The organism is Bradyrhizobium sp. 44 (genome assembly GCF_023073095.1).
In the GTDB taxonomy this organism is placed as follows: domain Bacteria; phylum Pseudomonadota; class Alphaproteobacteria; order Rhizobiales; family Xanthobacteraceae; genus Bradyrhizobium.
Genome location: NZ_JADPIY010000021.1, coordinates 1 through 13585, shown reverse-complemented (window position 1 = coordinate 13585; position 13585 = coordinate 1). Strand labels below are relative to the sequence as shown.

12 protein-coding genes and 2 pseudogenes are annotated in these 13585 nt (G+C 58.3%); 7 read left to right on the top strand and 7 right to left on the bottom strand.

What is annotated here, in order from left to right; translation table 11 throughout:
• Nucleotides 1–96: 96 nt before the first annotated feature.
• The 3 genes and pseudogenes from IVB41_RS24670 to IVB41_RS35825 all read right to left on the bottom strand — a co-directional run.
• Nucleotides 97–1075: pseudogene (locus IVB41_RS24670) on the bottom strand (IS3 family transposase); the annotation flags it as partial.
• A 42-nt stretch (nucleotides 1076–1117) separates the two neighbouring features.
• Nucleotides 1118–1438 (bottom strand): hypothetical protein, encoded by a 321-nt coding sequence (locus IVB41_RS24665; protein ID WP_247435805.1) that lies wholly within the window; start codon nucleotides 1436–1438, stop codon nucleotides 1118–1120.
• A gap of 1092 nt (nucleotides 1439–2530) precedes the next feature.
• Complete coding sequence (locus IVB41_RS35825) at nucleotides 2531–2806, bottom strand: VOC family protein (protein WP_346770867.1); 276 nt, start codon at nucleotides 2804–2806, stop codon at nucleotides 2531–2533.
• A 160-nt stretch (nucleotides 2807–2966) separates the two neighbouring features.
• On the opposite strand from IVB41_RS35825, the gene IVB41_RS24660 reads away from it, so the two are divergent.
• On the top strand, nucleotides 2967–3170 hold the full coding sequence (locus IVB41_RS24660; protein WP_247435801.1) for a cold-shock protein: 204 nt from the start codon (nucleotides 2967–2969) through the stop codon (nucleotides 3168–3170).
• An 89-nt stretch (nucleotides 3171–3259) separates the two neighbouring features.
• Here IVB41_RS24660 and IVB41_RS24655 read toward each other — a convergent pair whose 3' ends face one another.
• The gene (locus tag IVB41_RS24655; RefSeq protein ID WP_247435796.1) at nucleotides 3260–3697 is read right to left on the bottom strand and encodes a cupin domain-containing protein; all 438 of its coding nucleotides are present in this window, start codon (nucleotides 3695–3697) and stop codon (nucleotides 3260–3262) included.
• 136 nt (nucleotides 3698–3833) lie between these two features.
• Between IVB41_RS24655 and IVB41_RS24650 the strand changes: the two genes are divergently transcribed.
• Complete coding sequence (locus tag IVB41_RS24650; protein WP_247435793.1) at nucleotides 3834–5354, top strand: winged helix-turn-helix domain-containing tetratricopeptide repeat protein; 1521 nt, start codon at nucleotides 3834–3836, stop codon at nucleotides 5352–5354.
• Nucleotides 5355–5526: 172 nt separating this feature from the next.
• On the opposite strand, the gene IVB41_RS24645 is transcribed toward IVB41_RS24650, so the two are convergent.
• Complete coding sequence (locus tag IVB41_RS24645) at nucleotides 5527–6681, bottom strand: acyl-CoA dehydrogenase family protein (protein ID WP_247435790.1); 1155 nt, start codon at nucleotides 6679–6681, stop codon at nucleotides 5527–5529.
• Between the two features lie 101 nt (nucleotides 6682–6782).
• Here IVB41_RS24645 and IVB41_RS24640 point away from each other — a divergent pair, with 101 nt between their 5' ends.
• A complete protein-coding gene (locus IVB41_RS24640) occupies nucleotides 6783–7664 on the top strand; it encodes a LysR substrate-binding domain-containing protein (protein ID WP_247435785.1) in 882 nt (293 codons plus the stop codon).
• A 486-nt stretch (nucleotides 7665–8150) separates the two neighbouring features.
• Complete coding sequence (locus tag IVB41_RS24635; protein WP_247435783.1) at nucleotides 8151–8885, top strand: outer membrane protein; 735 nt, start codon at nucleotides 8151–8153, stop codon at nucleotides 8883–8885.
• A 284-nt stretch (nucleotides 8886–9169) separates the two neighbouring features.
• On the opposite strand, the gene IVB41_RS24630 is transcribed toward IVB41_RS24635, so the two are convergent.
• Nucleotides 9170–9748, bottom strand: a complete 579-nt coding sequence (locus IVB41_RS24630; protein ID WP_247435780.1) for a tyrosine-type recombinase/integrase — start codon at nucleotides 9746–9748, stop codon at nucleotides 9170–9172.
• 290 nt (nucleotides 9749–10038) lie between these two features.
• On the opposite strand from IVB41_RS24630, the gene IVB41_RS24625 reads away from it, so the two are divergent.
• Entirely contained in the window at nucleotides 10039–11130 is a 1092-nt protein-coding gene (locus IVB41_RS24625) for a sensor histidine kinase (protein WP_247435776.1), read from the top strand.
• Between the two features lie 205 nt (nucleotides 11131–11335).
• Here IVB41_RS24625 and IVB41_RS24620 read toward each other — a convergent pair whose 3' ends face one another.
• Complete coding sequence (locus IVB41_RS24620) at nucleotides 11336–11980, bottom strand: cation transporter (RefSeq protein ID WP_247435808.1); 645 nt, start codon at nucleotides 11978–11980, stop codon at nucleotides 11336–11338.
• A gap of 237 nt (nucleotides 11981–12217) precedes the next feature.
• Between IVB41_RS24620 and IVB41_RS24615 the strand changes: the two genes are divergently transcribed.
• Both IVB41_RS24615 and IVB41_RS24610 read left to right on the top strand, forming a co-directional pair.
• Complete coding sequence (locus IVB41_RS24615) at nucleotides 12218–13063, top strand: alpha/beta fold hydrolase (RefSeq protein WP_247435773.1); 846 nt, start codon at nucleotides 12218–12220, stop codon at nucleotides 13061–13063.
• Between the two features lie 162 nt (nucleotides 13064–13225).
• A pseudogene (locus IVB41_RS24610) lies at nucleotides 13226–13327 on the top strand (GNAT family N-acetyltransferase); the annotation flags it as partial.
• Between the last annotated feature and the right edge of the window lie 258 nt (nucleotides 13328–13585).

Here is a 13585-nt window from a genome sequence, read left to right as displayed (position 1 = left end):
CATATGGTCAAGCTTAGACAAAAGCCGATCTCCAATCAGAGATCGATCATGCCTCGCTCGACGCCTTCAATGGAAGGTGGGACCGAAACAGCGCTTACTCTCCATCGCTGCGTTGTCCCAAACGTTGCCGGATCGGCTCATGCTGCAAACGATCCCACTGTCTGCCATCAGGCGCTGGAACTGTTCGCTGACGTATTGGCTGCCGCGATCGGAATGATGCATCAGAGCATCCGGCTTGCCACGCCGCCAGACTGCCATCAACAGGGCATCCGCAACCAATTGCGCTGTCATACTGGAGCTCATCGACCAGCCGACCACCCGGCGCGAGAACAGGTCGATCACGGTCGACACGTAGAGCCAGCCCTCGGCGGTCCAGATATAGGTGAAGTCGGCGATCCACTTCTGGTTTGGCCGGTCGGCCACAAACTGACGATCCAGAAGGTTCGCCGGCACGTTCGCAATCTGGCGATCGCCTTGGTCCTTCGGCGGGCGCCGGCGCCTTGGCCTCGCCCGCAAGGCTTGCTGGCGCATCAGCCGCTCGATCCGATGCAGACCGCAGTCGACGCCGTCTGCCAGAAGGTCTCTCCAGACGCGCCGGGCGCCGTAGGTCCGGTCGCTGGCAACGAAGCTTGCCTTGACCCGTTGGCCTACCGTCTCGTCGCTTCGGAATCTGGCGCTGGGCGATCGGTTCAGCCAGGCATGGAAGCCCGACCGGGATACGCCCATTGCTTCGCATAGCCATGCCACCGGCCAGATGTTCCGGTGCTTCGCGATGAAGCCGAACTTCATGTCGCTTCCTTCGCGAAGTAGGCCGCGGCCTTTTTTAGGATGTCCCGCTCGGCTTTCAGCTTTGTGACCTCGCGCCGCAGCCGCTCGATCTCCAATTGCTCAGGCTTCATTTGTCCGTGGCCGGGGAAGGCCTGCACAGGGTCGGAGCCGAACTCCTTAACCCATTTGCGCAGCACGTTCTCATGGACGCCCAGATCGCGGCCCGCTTGTGCCACCGACACCCGCGTTCCCTGACTAGCTTGACCGCCTCGACCTTAAACTCTCGACTGAACTTCCGTCTCTGCATGACCACCCTCCGGCTTGATAAAACACCCAATCTCGGTGTCCATCAAACCGGCAGCAGCTCATTAGCAGGGTGTATCTTGATGGAGGTCTCGATGCCCAGGCACTTCGGTTTGAAGGCAACATCGGAAGTCGCACGGTCGGCGTTCACGGGGTCGTCCAGCGCTTCGCCGGACCGGATTGCCTCGGCGTCTGCATCGAAGAGCCATTCTCCGGACAGTTCAGCAGCGTCAAAGCACTCTTCCCCATGCTCGGAGCTGCCGTACTCGCCTGCGAGCTGGCGGGGCTCCCATGGTCGGCGGTCCATCTCAGCAAACTGAAGATGCACGCCACCGGCAAAGGCAACGCCAAGAAGCCTGACATGCAAGCAGCTGCGAAAGCGCGCTGGGGGAAAGACCTCGGCGAGGATGAAGCGGACGCGGCTTGGGCCGGCGCTTTCGCGTTGGACCTCAATCTATTCGGGTAGCAGTCAGCAAAAGGCCCCAGCCCCTGGGGGGGAGGGGCTGAGGCCTCGGGAGGGTCCCCGCGCTGTCAAGGACGCGGCGACTGAACAGAAACCTGTCCCGCGATCTGCCGTTCCTAAAAGGACCGGGGCCACTGACTTTCATCAGCGGCCCCCCGGGTCTCTTTAAAAATTACGAAATGAAAAGGGATTGCCAGCCCCGGTCTCATTATCCTCGCTCCAATATTTCCATTAGGCAATCTCATTTTGGCGTTCCCGAAAAGGAACCATCTACTTAGCTTTGCTCGCCTAGTACGCGGCGGATGCTCTGATCAGGGAGGCGTGGTCGGTGCAACGACAAGCGCCGCTCCGCCCCGATCATGGGTACCAGAAAACTGCGTCATTTCCCTGCTGGTCCAAACCGGATCAGCCGGGAGGGCCTGGCGATGTATGGCCCGCGGGGGAAGGTCGCCACGCTCAATCTAAATCGACAAGATATGCTAGCACCAAGTCTTCTGTCTGAGTTTTGTCAGCTGCGCTTCGATAGATGACAATCTCGGCTTCGTCGGCTCTGCGAACTGTCAACTTGGCCGTCGAGGAGCAAAGCGGGAGGCCGTTCGATGTAATGGTGGTCAAGTCGTCACGAACCCATTCCTCTTTGCACAACTCGAAGGCTTCCCGGAATTCTTCGCCTCGAACGCGAACGTAGCTTTGCCGTCAACGTCCATCGCGAACACCGACCCGAGAAAACAGTCATTGGCACTCACTTTTCATCAGTATCGGACAAGCGGCCGCGCCACGAGCGTTTTGCTTGGCTTCACATTTGCTCACCGCCGCATTTCGCGAGGTATGTAGGTAGTGTAACCGGATCGACCCGCAAGCAACGACCGGTCGTGGCTAGCTTTGCATCTAAGTCCTTGCAGCCAGTTCGAACGGCCAATGACTAAGTGACGTGATGGCCGAGGTCGCTGAGGTCCTTCGCTGTCGCGGAACCAAGCACCTCGCTCACCGACACCCTTACTGGCGTAATTTCCGGCTATGTCGGCAATCCCATCGATGGTCTTCAGGCCAATCATAGGTCTCGAACTCGACTCCCCGCGCGCGAAGCTCAAGCACCGTTGCTTCGATGTCCTCAACCAACCAGCCCATTTGCGTATGGGTACCAGATTGCAGTCCGGCTGAGACGAATATTGCAAACTCGCCCCCCGCGCAGACGTAGCGGAGCCCGCCTTGGCGCTGCTCGACCGGATCAAGCCCGAGTTTTTCCGAATAGAACGCCCGCGCCCGATTCAGGTCCTGGCTGGAAGCCGGCTTGCCACTTTGGCGTCTTGGGCGTTTGCTGCGAATGTGAAAAGTGACGCAAGTGGAGGCGGTTCAGTACACTCCCATCGGTGGTTGCCCAGCGTGGGTGCTCGGTCTAGGCTGGTGCTATTGCTCAAGCGAGGAGACAGACGTGGCGACAGGTACTGTGAAGTGGTTTAACTCTTCCAAAGGCTTTGGGTTTATTCAGCCAGACAACGGCGGCAAGGATGTTTTCGTGCACATTTCCGCTGTCGAAAAAGCGGGACTGAGCACTCTCAACGAGGGTGCGAAGGTGAGCTACGAGGAAATGAGCAACCGCGGTAAAACGTCGGCCGAAAACTTGAGGGTTGGCTAGCGATAATATGCCCGCCGGTTCACGCTGGCGGGCCTATTGGCTAAAGCGGACTTCGCTTGATTTAGGGTCGACCCGTTATAGTCTGAGCCTCATGGCACCCGTGCATCCAGATCTGGATGCAGGACGAGGCTCTCCTGAGCACTGGCTTCGTTGCGGGAGCCCATAAAGACCGCCGGTGTCGCCCCGCGATTGACTGCTACATGCGGCACGTTAGCAGGGATGAAGACATAGTCGCCGGGCCGAACGCTGTCGCAATGTTCCAGCTCCTTTCCGGTCCAAAGCTCAAGGACATCTCCGCTCATCATGTAGAGCGCCGTTTCGTGTTTTGCATGTACGTGCGCCTTGGTGCGAGCTCCGGGCGGGAGCGCCATCAAGCCGAGCCAGATTACCTGCGAGCCAGCTGTTTCCGCACTGATGCCTGGCTGATAATCGGACCCTTGTTCAGTCCGGTATCCTGACGCCCCCTTTACCACCATACCCCGTTCGCTGGGCAGGAGATTCGGTAACGTCGCGGTTGCGCTGCTCATGATTGGCTCTCCTGTCTCGTGTGCGGCAGTATGATCTCCCGGAGCCGATGGGGAGTCCTTAAAGGCGTTCCGAAAACTTCCAAATTGTTCCAAATGGCCGCTACGCAGCCTGTCGTACACAGGTTAAGCTTGCGGCATGAAATTCAGCTTCGGTCCGTTCGTCCTGGATACCATGCGCGGCACGCTGACGCGCGACGGACGCCTTGTGCCTGCCAACCAAAAAGTGGTCGCGCTACTCACTGCGCTCTTGCGGACGCCGGGGGAGACGGTGGGGAAGACCGAGCTCATGGACGCGGCGTGGCCTGGCGCGGCCGTTGAGGAGAGCAATCTGTCGGTTCAGATTGCGGCATTGCGAAAGTTACTCGGAGGCAGGGGCGACGGCGGCGAGTGGATTACGACAGTGCCGCGCGTCGGTTACCGTTTTGCCGGCTCCTTGTCGGGCAGTGACAGCAGCTGCTTGGGCTCAGGTCAGGAGGTGCGGCCGCTAATCGCCGTGCTGCCTTTCAGCATTGCCAGCGACGAGGTGGGCAAAGAGTATCTTGCGCACGGTATCACCGACGACATTATAACGGCGCTGGTCCGCTACCGGTGGTTTCGTGTGGTGCTGCGCGCTCTGGCTCTCTCACAGGGCGAGGGACTAATGGATGGCGCAAGTGCCGCCGCTAATACGTCCGGCGTGCACTATGCGCTGCATGGCAACGTACGACTTGCGAGGCAGAGGCTGCGCATTTCGGCACACCTTATTGACGCACAATCTGGCGAGCATCTTTGGGCCGAGCGCTACGATTTAGCGATGGCCGATGTCTTCGCGATTCAGGACGAGATTGCTGAGCGCGTGGTCGCGGCGATCGAGCCCGAGCTCTTGAAAAGCGAATCGCTCCTCGCGGTCACCCGCCACAGCGGCAACGTGACCGCCTGGGATCTCGTGCGGCAAGGCATGTGGCATTTCGACAAGGTGACGCGAGAGGGTCATCGTGCCGCGCGCGAACTATTCCGCCACGCTTGCAACATTGATCCTGAATTACCTGAAGCCTACAGCTGGCTCGGTCGGGTTAGCGCAGGCTTGATTGCTTACGGCTGGACTGACGACGCGAGCGCTGATGGTCGGGAAGGAGTAGCGGCTGCCACCCGTGCGATTGTACTGGATCCTCGCGATCCGTATTCGCATTACGCGTTCGCCATTGCGCACTGTTATGCCGGCTCTGCCAACACTGCTGTGCTTGCGGCGCAAAGTGCGATAGGGATTAATCCGAGCTTCGCGCTTGGCCACCTCGTTCTTGGCATGGCGTTGCTCTTTGATGGCGACGCTCGACGCGCTATCGCACCGCTTGAGCATGGATTGACGCTGAACCCAAACGATCCGCAAAATGTCGCTTGGTATGTGCTTCTTGCATACGCGCAACTGCTTGCGAATGACCCCTGCGGGGCACTCGATAGCGGTAATCGCGCGCTCGCTGTGCGGCCGCACTTTCGCCCTGCATTTGAGGTCCAGGTTTATTCTGCGGCTGCCCTGGGTTGCCTGGACGAGGCAAAACGATGGCTCGCGCGAATGCACGAAGTCGGCGGACCGGGTAGCTATTTCGTGGTACCACTTAGAACAAACAATCCAAGCTACGACGTGCGCATTACAGAATTGACTAAAGAGGCGGTGCTATAGCCGTGGACCACCCGCCCAGCCGTTCCCATGTTGCGTCCTCGCTGTCCGCTTCTGGCCCGAACGCGAAGTCTAAGCAGCGTCCCAGGTGGTCGGCTCATAGTGGATGACCGGAAGAAACCCGCCGGCAGTCCTAAGGGCGTTCATGACCCGTTGCAGACGAACCGTCTCTCACTCAAAATCGCGCTGTTCCAGCGTCTAAACCAAGTCCAAGGCGTCCGGCAGTGACGTAGATCGAAGGATTCAACGCGATATGCTTGGTGGCGGCCTGCACATCGCGAACGGCGCGTTCCAGTGCGCTGGTTTCGAAGATCGAGCCTGCGCCGGCCTCCGTCGCCACGCTGTCAACGATGCGACCTGCGGTCTCGCCCGCATGGGCTGCGGCCATCCGCAATCTCAGGCGCGCGTCGACGAGGCGATGGCCGCCAATATCAGTCGCAGTCATCAGCTCCGTCATCGCCTCGAGAAGGAATGCTCGTGCGGAGTTATGCAGCGTCTCGGCGCGACCGATCACTGCCTGCACGACTTCCCGATCGCGCATGAGACCGGCAGTCCCGAGCCGCCCCTTGTTGCCGCCCGCCAGCTTTGCAAAGCTCTCCATGGCACCCCGTGCGATGCCCAGTGGCACCACTGCAATCGTCCAGGCGAATGATGAGAGAGCTGGAATGCGATAGAGCAGCCCACCTTCAGCGGGTTTGTGGTCAATAAACGGATGCATCCATTCGGCAGGAACGTAGGCATTGTCGACTTCCCAGTCCGAACTTCCGGTGCCGCGCAAACCTGAAACGTGCCAAGTGTCGTGAATCGTGACCTGCTTTCGTTCGAAATAACAGCAGAAGCGCGGCTGGTCAGGCGCCTGATTTCCGCCCATTGTCACCAAACCCATGAAGTGGGTGCCATGCGGTGCGCCACTTCCGAACGGCCATCGTCCCGAGACGCGGACTCCGCCATCGGCAGGCATGGCGGTCCCTACGGCCCCCGTTGCACTCACGATAAACGTGCGGCGGTCTTCGAACCAGCGGCACACCACTGCAGAAGGCAAATAGCCCCCGACGCGGCTCATACCGCCTCCATTGCCAACCAGCCAGCCGACAGCTCCGTCGAGCGCTGCTGCGCGTTCTACGACGCTCATGAAGGCGAGCGGCGACAACTCAGGGCCGCCAAGCGATGCGGGTAGCCAAAGCCTGAAGAACCCTCCATCGGCCAGCGCTTTAACAACGTCTTCATGCAGTTGCCGTTCACGATCGAATGCCGCCCGATGTTCGGCAATCAACGGCTGGATATCTTGAAGAGCCTCCAGAAACGGGGCTGCACTGTCATCTTCCCGCATAAGTCCATAGTCGGCATTTGCTTCCGGGGGGCAAGTCTGAACATTTCATGTTCAGATGAGATGATTTCATCTACGTTGTCCGAATGCGAAAGTTACCGCCCTTGACGGAGTTGCGCGCCTTTGAGGCCGCGGCACGTCATCTGAGCTTCAAGCATGCAGCAGGTGAACTTGGCGTCACACCGACAGCCATCAGTCATCAAATCAAGCTTCTGGAGCAGCATTGTGGTCGCCCGCTATTCCGTCGCCGGCCGCGCCCGCTGGCGCTGACCTCGGCAGGCAGACAGCTGTTTCCGGTCGTTCGTGACGGATTCGGAAGATTTGCCGAGACACTTTCCAACATCAAGAGCAGCCACGCGGGCCGGCATCTGCGCATCACGGCGACAAACGCCTTTGCCGCCCGCTGGCTATTGCCACGGCTGCAGTCTTGGCGGGCGGCGCATCCACGGCTCAAGCTTGACATTGTCGGCACCGACGCCGTGCTCAATCTCGAGTCGGACGAAACCGATGTTGCGATCCGCTACGCTCTCGGGCCACCGGCCGATGGAAATGTTGTCGAGTTGATGCGCGACACCTTCTACGTGGTAGCAAGCCCAAAGCTCGTGGACACGCGAGCGACGAAGATGCGGCTGGTCGATCTGGCGCGACTTCCGCTCATCGAGGCTGCATGGCCGCCGGGCGATACACACGCGCCGACGTGGCAACGCTGGCAGCGGGCGGCACTCCCCTTGTCCAAACGCAAACTTGCTTCGCTTGTGAGTTTGCGGTTTCAAGAGGAACTTCACGCCATCGAGGCCGCGATCGCTGGTCAAGGTGTGGCGATCTGCAGCGATGTCCTGGTCGCCCCCGAATTGGCGAGCGGCGTGCTCGTTCCGGTATCGCCGGTCACTCTGAGTGGCTATGGATTCTACATCGTCCATCGCGCGGGTGCCGGGAATGGTCCTACGATAAGGAAGTTCATCACTTGGGCCCGGGCCGAGGTCTAATTCGGCGCTACGTACACGGCAATCACCGCTTGTAGGCCCGGTGCCGCCTTTGGTTACTGAGGCCACAATGTCTGCCTTCAGGAATAGCCGACCCCAGCGCGAGTCGGTGCGGAAGTCAGCCTGTGACCCGAAGCCGACTTCAATCACGCGCGGCCTGCTCTACAGTCAGCAGTTACGTCTTGCGACTTCTGCGACCGGTAAAGTTTGAGACAGTACGACACGATACAGTATGAGAGGATAAGGTATCGCGCTCTGTGCGGTCCGGTTGCTCGTATTTCTCCATGGCGCACTCGGCGCTCGCTTCGAAATCTCGCAATTTTCGCTTTCCGAATCGAGCCGACCTCTCCGTGGCCGAAAGTCCGATATAGCCCACGCCATTTTCGGCGGAGCGTGTGCAGGTCGCCGAACTGCGCAGGCTTGCATAAATAACGGCAAACCACCTTTTTAGGTAGTGTTCGGACGCAGCGAGTCCCGATATTCGGCAGGGTGCTAGTTTCTCCTACTGGGGTCAAAAATGAAAACAAAGCTTGTTGCTGCGGCCATTCTTTTCGCTTCGACAGCCATCGCCTCGGCTGCCGATCTTGCCACGAAAGCGCCTTACGCCCCGTAGCGGTCTGGAGTTGGACGGGCTTTTACATCGGAGGACATGTTGGCGCCGGTTGGGGCACCACTGAGAGCTCGATTGCCGCTATCACTCCCGCTGCGGTAGCACTTGTGACGGGCCTTCCATTGGGTCAAAACAGCAGAAGCGGCGTTCTCGGTGGTGGCCAGATTGGCTACAACTGGCAGTCCGGCTGGGCCGTATTCGGTGTCCAAGGCGATATCGCGGGACTCGATGTGAAGGGCACGCATCCTTGTCTCGGCCTCGCCATATGCAGCTCAGAGAGTAACTGGTTAGCGACCGTTTCCGGAAGATTTGGTGGTGTCGTTGCCGATCGGACGTTGGTGTACGTCAAGGGCGGCGCTGCTTGGTTGCAGAGCGACCACCGTCTCGCCGTCCCGGCTGGTTTCGGCCCATTCCCTCCGACAAGCGGCAGCACGACAGCCGTTGGATGGGTTGGCTTCGGTGCTGAATACGCCTTCTCGCAGAACTGGAGCGCGTTCATCGAATACGACTACATGGATTTCGGCAAGAAGACCGGCGTGGCGTCGACGACGGGCACCATAGATGTGAAGGAAAAGCTCTCGGTCGCGAAAGTTGGCGTCAACTACAAGTTCTGAACTTGTGTCATCATCCTCTGGCCGGGGCTTTTGCGTTCGAGCGATCGCTCAAGCATAGTCCCCGGTTGGCGCCTGATGAGCCGATTAAAAACCGGAGATCCGCATTCGGCGAGATAATTTTTGATCCTATGCGGCCGTGCCCATCTCGGGAGTCTCTGCTGTGTCCGGTTATGGCCCGAAGCCGCCTTGAAGAAAGGGGCAGAGCATGTCCGCTCTGCCCAGCTAGTTCAGACGTCGACTTGCTCTGCTGTTGCAAGCGCATCGTCGACTTCAATTCCTAGGTATCAGACGGTGCTCTCGATTTTGGTGTGCCCCAGAAGCAGCTGCACCGCTCGCAAGTTGCCCGTGCGCCGATAGATAAGGGTCGCTTTTGTTCGACGGAGCGAATGCGTTCCGAACAGGTGAGGATCCAACCCTATACCGGCCAGCCAGCCCGATAATAAACGCGCATATTGCCGCGTGGTCAGGCTGCACCCGGGGCCTCTACAGCCGGTGAACAGACGATCGCCAGGCTTCTTGCCGGTTGCCCTCAGGTAGTCATCGATCGCTTGACGGGTAGACTCTGTAAGTTCGAACTTGACCGGCCGTCCAGTTTTCTTCTGGCGGACGCTTGCTCTATCGGCCGCATACCCGCTTGATGCCACGTCATCGACTTTCAGGCCCACCACGTCGCACCCACGAAGCTTGTTGTCGATTGCGATGTTGAACAACGCCAGATCACGGATTCGTCCCTCAACCTGGAGCTTCGTCCGGATAGACCAAACGTGCTTCGGCCGAAGTGGCGGCTTAGCGCCAACGACCTTACCCTTGTTCCACGGGACGCGCTTTTGAACGTTCTCTGCGGATTTTGAGACATCGGTCATGATGACCTCCTCAGTTGATGAGGCTGGTCAGTTTCGAACTCTCTTACGTCGGCTTTCGGACCATAGGAGGCGTACTTAGGTCCAATTCGATGACTAGAGGTCGCAATTGACCCAGAACGGACTTCGCCCAGGTCTGGTCGATGTCGCCGGCGCGTCCAGTGTAGTGGCTACCCCATGGGCCCGAAACTGATCCATCGCGGCGCGCAGCGTGGACCGCTTTGATTAACCATCGACGTTGCAATACCGGGAATTTTGGCCTTAGGCTTGCGGGTGTCAGTGGAGTTGCGCGCATGGGCGGGGACACAGGTAACTTTTTCTTGTCGGGGGGCGGCGAGATAGGCGCTCTGATAAGAGCGTTTGACTGGTCAAAAACGTCGATCGGCTCCCCGGAAGCGTGGCCGCAAAGTCTTCGGGTCACGGTGCGCCTCGTTCTTACCTCACGCCACCCGATGTTTATTTGGTGGGGACCGGACCTAATCCAGTTCTATAACGATGCCTATCGCGAAACGATGGGTCCGGAGCGGCATCCGAGCGCTTTGGGAGCGCGCGGCCGTGAATGTTGGGATGAAATATGGGACATCATTGGTCCCCAGATTGAATACGTCATGGCAGGTAAGGGGGCGACTTGGCACGAGGATCAATTGGTGCCTGTAACCCGACACGGTCGGCGCGAGGATGTCTGGTGGACGTATAGCTTCGGTCCAATTGACCTTGAAGATAAAGTCGGTGGCGTACTCGTTGTCTGCAAAGACGTCACCTCCGAGCACATGGCAAGGGAAGCCTTGAAGCTTATCAACGACGAGCTAAAGCATCGCTTCAAGAACACCTTTGCTGTGCTTGGTGCAGTTGCCAGCCAAACATTTCGTGACGTATCGAGCCAGGCCGATCTTGAAAAGTATAAGGCACGACTTGCCGCGTTCGGACGAGCACACGCCTTGCTTACTGCGGCGAATTGGGCTGCTGCCCCACTTCGAGATGTCGTCAACACTGCCCTGAGCCCTTACAGAACAGGCGAAGGCCGGATTACGATTTCCGGTCCTCCGTTTGTTCTCAGATCACGACAGGCTCTCGCCCTTTCCTTAGCGGTCCACGAGCTCGCTACGAATGCAGTGAAGTATGGCGCTTTGAACGTGCCAAGCGGCCGCGTGTCCATCGTGTGGTCAACCGAAGATCAGGCGGGTGATCAAAAATTTGTCTTCGTCTGGCAAGAATTCGGCGGTCCATCTGTGTCAGAGCCCGCCGATAAAGGCTTCGGTTCGCAACTCGTTTCGGGGGCGCTGGAATACGACTTCAGAGGGTCGGTTGCGCTGTCCTACGGATCGACCGGACTCACTTGCCGCCTCACGGCTCCGCTCGAAAGTCTGGAAATTCCACCACAATAGTGGGTGCTTTTTACCCGAGCCATGTTGAGTGACCCGACGACGAGGAGCCGCTCACGGGCCCACCGTCATGCCGGCTCCTGGCCCTTTCGGACAAGCTAGGTCGGTTCCATTATGTCCGCTGTTCGAGGTCGACCGGAAGTGACAGGGTAGAAGTCTGCATCGACGCGAATGACCCAAAACGGACATTAGCCCTTGGCAACGGGATTTATTCGGCTGCTGCCAAACCGCCTACGCGCAGCTCTCCGACGGCTTGGCGGATGACGATAGCAGCACCCTGAATAGCAAGCACAGCCATGATGGCGGCCACGATCACGTCGGGCCATCCTGTGCCGGTCCCGAACACGCCAGCGGCTGCCAATAAGACCGCGAGGTTCCCAAGCACATCGTTACGGGTGCAAATCCATGCAGATCGCATGTTGGCGTCACCATGACGGTACGCCCAAAGAAGACCAAATGAAGCGGCGTTGGCAGCCAAGGCCGCAACTCCAACGGTGCCCATAGCAAATGCGCTTGGGAGCGTTCCGTGGAGCGAATGCCAAACGACTGTTGCGATGACCCATGCACCGAAGGCGGCCATTGTAGCGCCCTTCGCAAGAGCAGCAGCAGCGCGATAGCGGAGTGCCATGCCAATTACGAGCAGGCTTATGGCATAGTTTGCAGCGTCACCTAAGAAGTCGAGCGCGTCTGCTTGTAACGACGCCGATCCAGCAGCGAGGCCCGCGACGACCTCAACCGCAAACATTGCGGCATTGATCGCGAGCACAGCCCAGAGCACCCGGCGGTAAGCGGCATCCCGCTTTTTGGTTCCGCCCAAGTTGAAGGGCGGCGGAGGACAACAGCAATCGTTCATGGGCGGAAGATAAGATGAATTGAGGCCAATCGCTAGTCGAGTTCGGTCGCCTTTTAGCCCATCGCTACCGTTGGAGCGGTGCCGCGACATGTCGGCTCAGAGGGGTAGACCGGAAGTTTTCAGCCTGGCGCCAATCGCCGCTTGTGACCCTAAACGGACTCAGGGCAGTTGGTATTCTGCTCGATTCCAAAGTGATACGATTTCCGACTATCGACGGACCATGCTGGAGCTTCTTTGATGTCTTACCTACTGCCGAAGTGGCCGATCCCTGCTGATGTAAAATGGATCGAGGTCAATGGATATCCCATGGCCTATCAAGATCGTGGAGCTGGCCCGCCGCTTGTCCTGGTCCATGGATCGTTTTGTGATTATCGAATTTGGCCGGATCAGATCGAACCGTTTTCCAAACAACATCGAGTTCTGAACGTAAGCCTCAGGCACTATTTCCCTGAACTGTGGGACGGCGTGGGAAACGATTTCTCATTCGCCCAGCACGCCGACGATGTGGGCGCCTTCGTAGAAAAGCTGAATCTTGGTCCGGTCCACTTGTTGGGCGTTTCTCGCGGCGGTGCAGTTGCTATCGAAGTGGCGAAAAAATATTCTGACCTCATCCGAACCCTCATTCTGGCGGATGCAGGTGTCAGGCTTGAGCTTCCTGAAACGGAAGCGAATTTGAAGGCGACGGCCTTCCGATCAAACTTGTTTGCTGAGTTGCGGAAAGATGTAGCCAATGGAGATGTTGAGGGCGGCACGGCCCGCTTCATGCATCGCTTGGTCGGTCCGGACTTTTGGCAGAGTTTGTCAGCGGGACGGCAGAAAGAGTTTCTTCAGAATATTCGGACCGCGATCGTCGATGATCCACTTCCTCTCACCACAGACGAAGATTTGCGGAATTTCAATTTCCCCGTCCTTATGATAAATGGCGAGAAATCGCCGCCACTGTATGGTGTTTTGATCTCCGAGATGCAAAATCGGGGCAATTTCGATCCGCCGGTCATTATTCCTAACGCGGGTCACGCAATGACCGCTGAGAACCCAAAGGCTTTCAATCAAGCTGTTTTGAAGTTTACTTCGGAGCATTGAAAACAGCCTTTTCCGGTACACCTTTCATTTCCGTTTTTCGGTCCAATGACCCTGCTCGCCCGCGCCGACGAGGTGATGGAATAGAAATTGCTGCGGTGCACGAGTCCGTTCCTGGCCCGTTCCGGACCAGCTGCGCCGGCACCACCATGTCCGCTGTTCACTGCACACAAGTTCTACGAGAAGCATGGTTTTCGGCTTGTCTCAGAGACAGATGGCGCACGCAACGAAGAGAAAGAACCCGATGTTCTGTACTCGTGGACGTGACCATCTCCACCAGGAATGACCGCTTGTGGCCCTTCGGCGAATTGGCAGCGTCGCTCCACGAGGTCCGCTTATTGAGGCATTGCGGACAAGATTTGCGGGGCTGAGTTCTTCGCATTTTGACCCTCAACGGACGTCGGCCCGGCATCCGCTCGGTTCAGAAAAGGTTTTAGGTTGCTAAATTGTTCTTATCCTCAACCTGGTACTGGCCTGTTTCCATCCGCAGTGGCCTAGTTTGATTTTCGCGGCGGCGTGATCTGC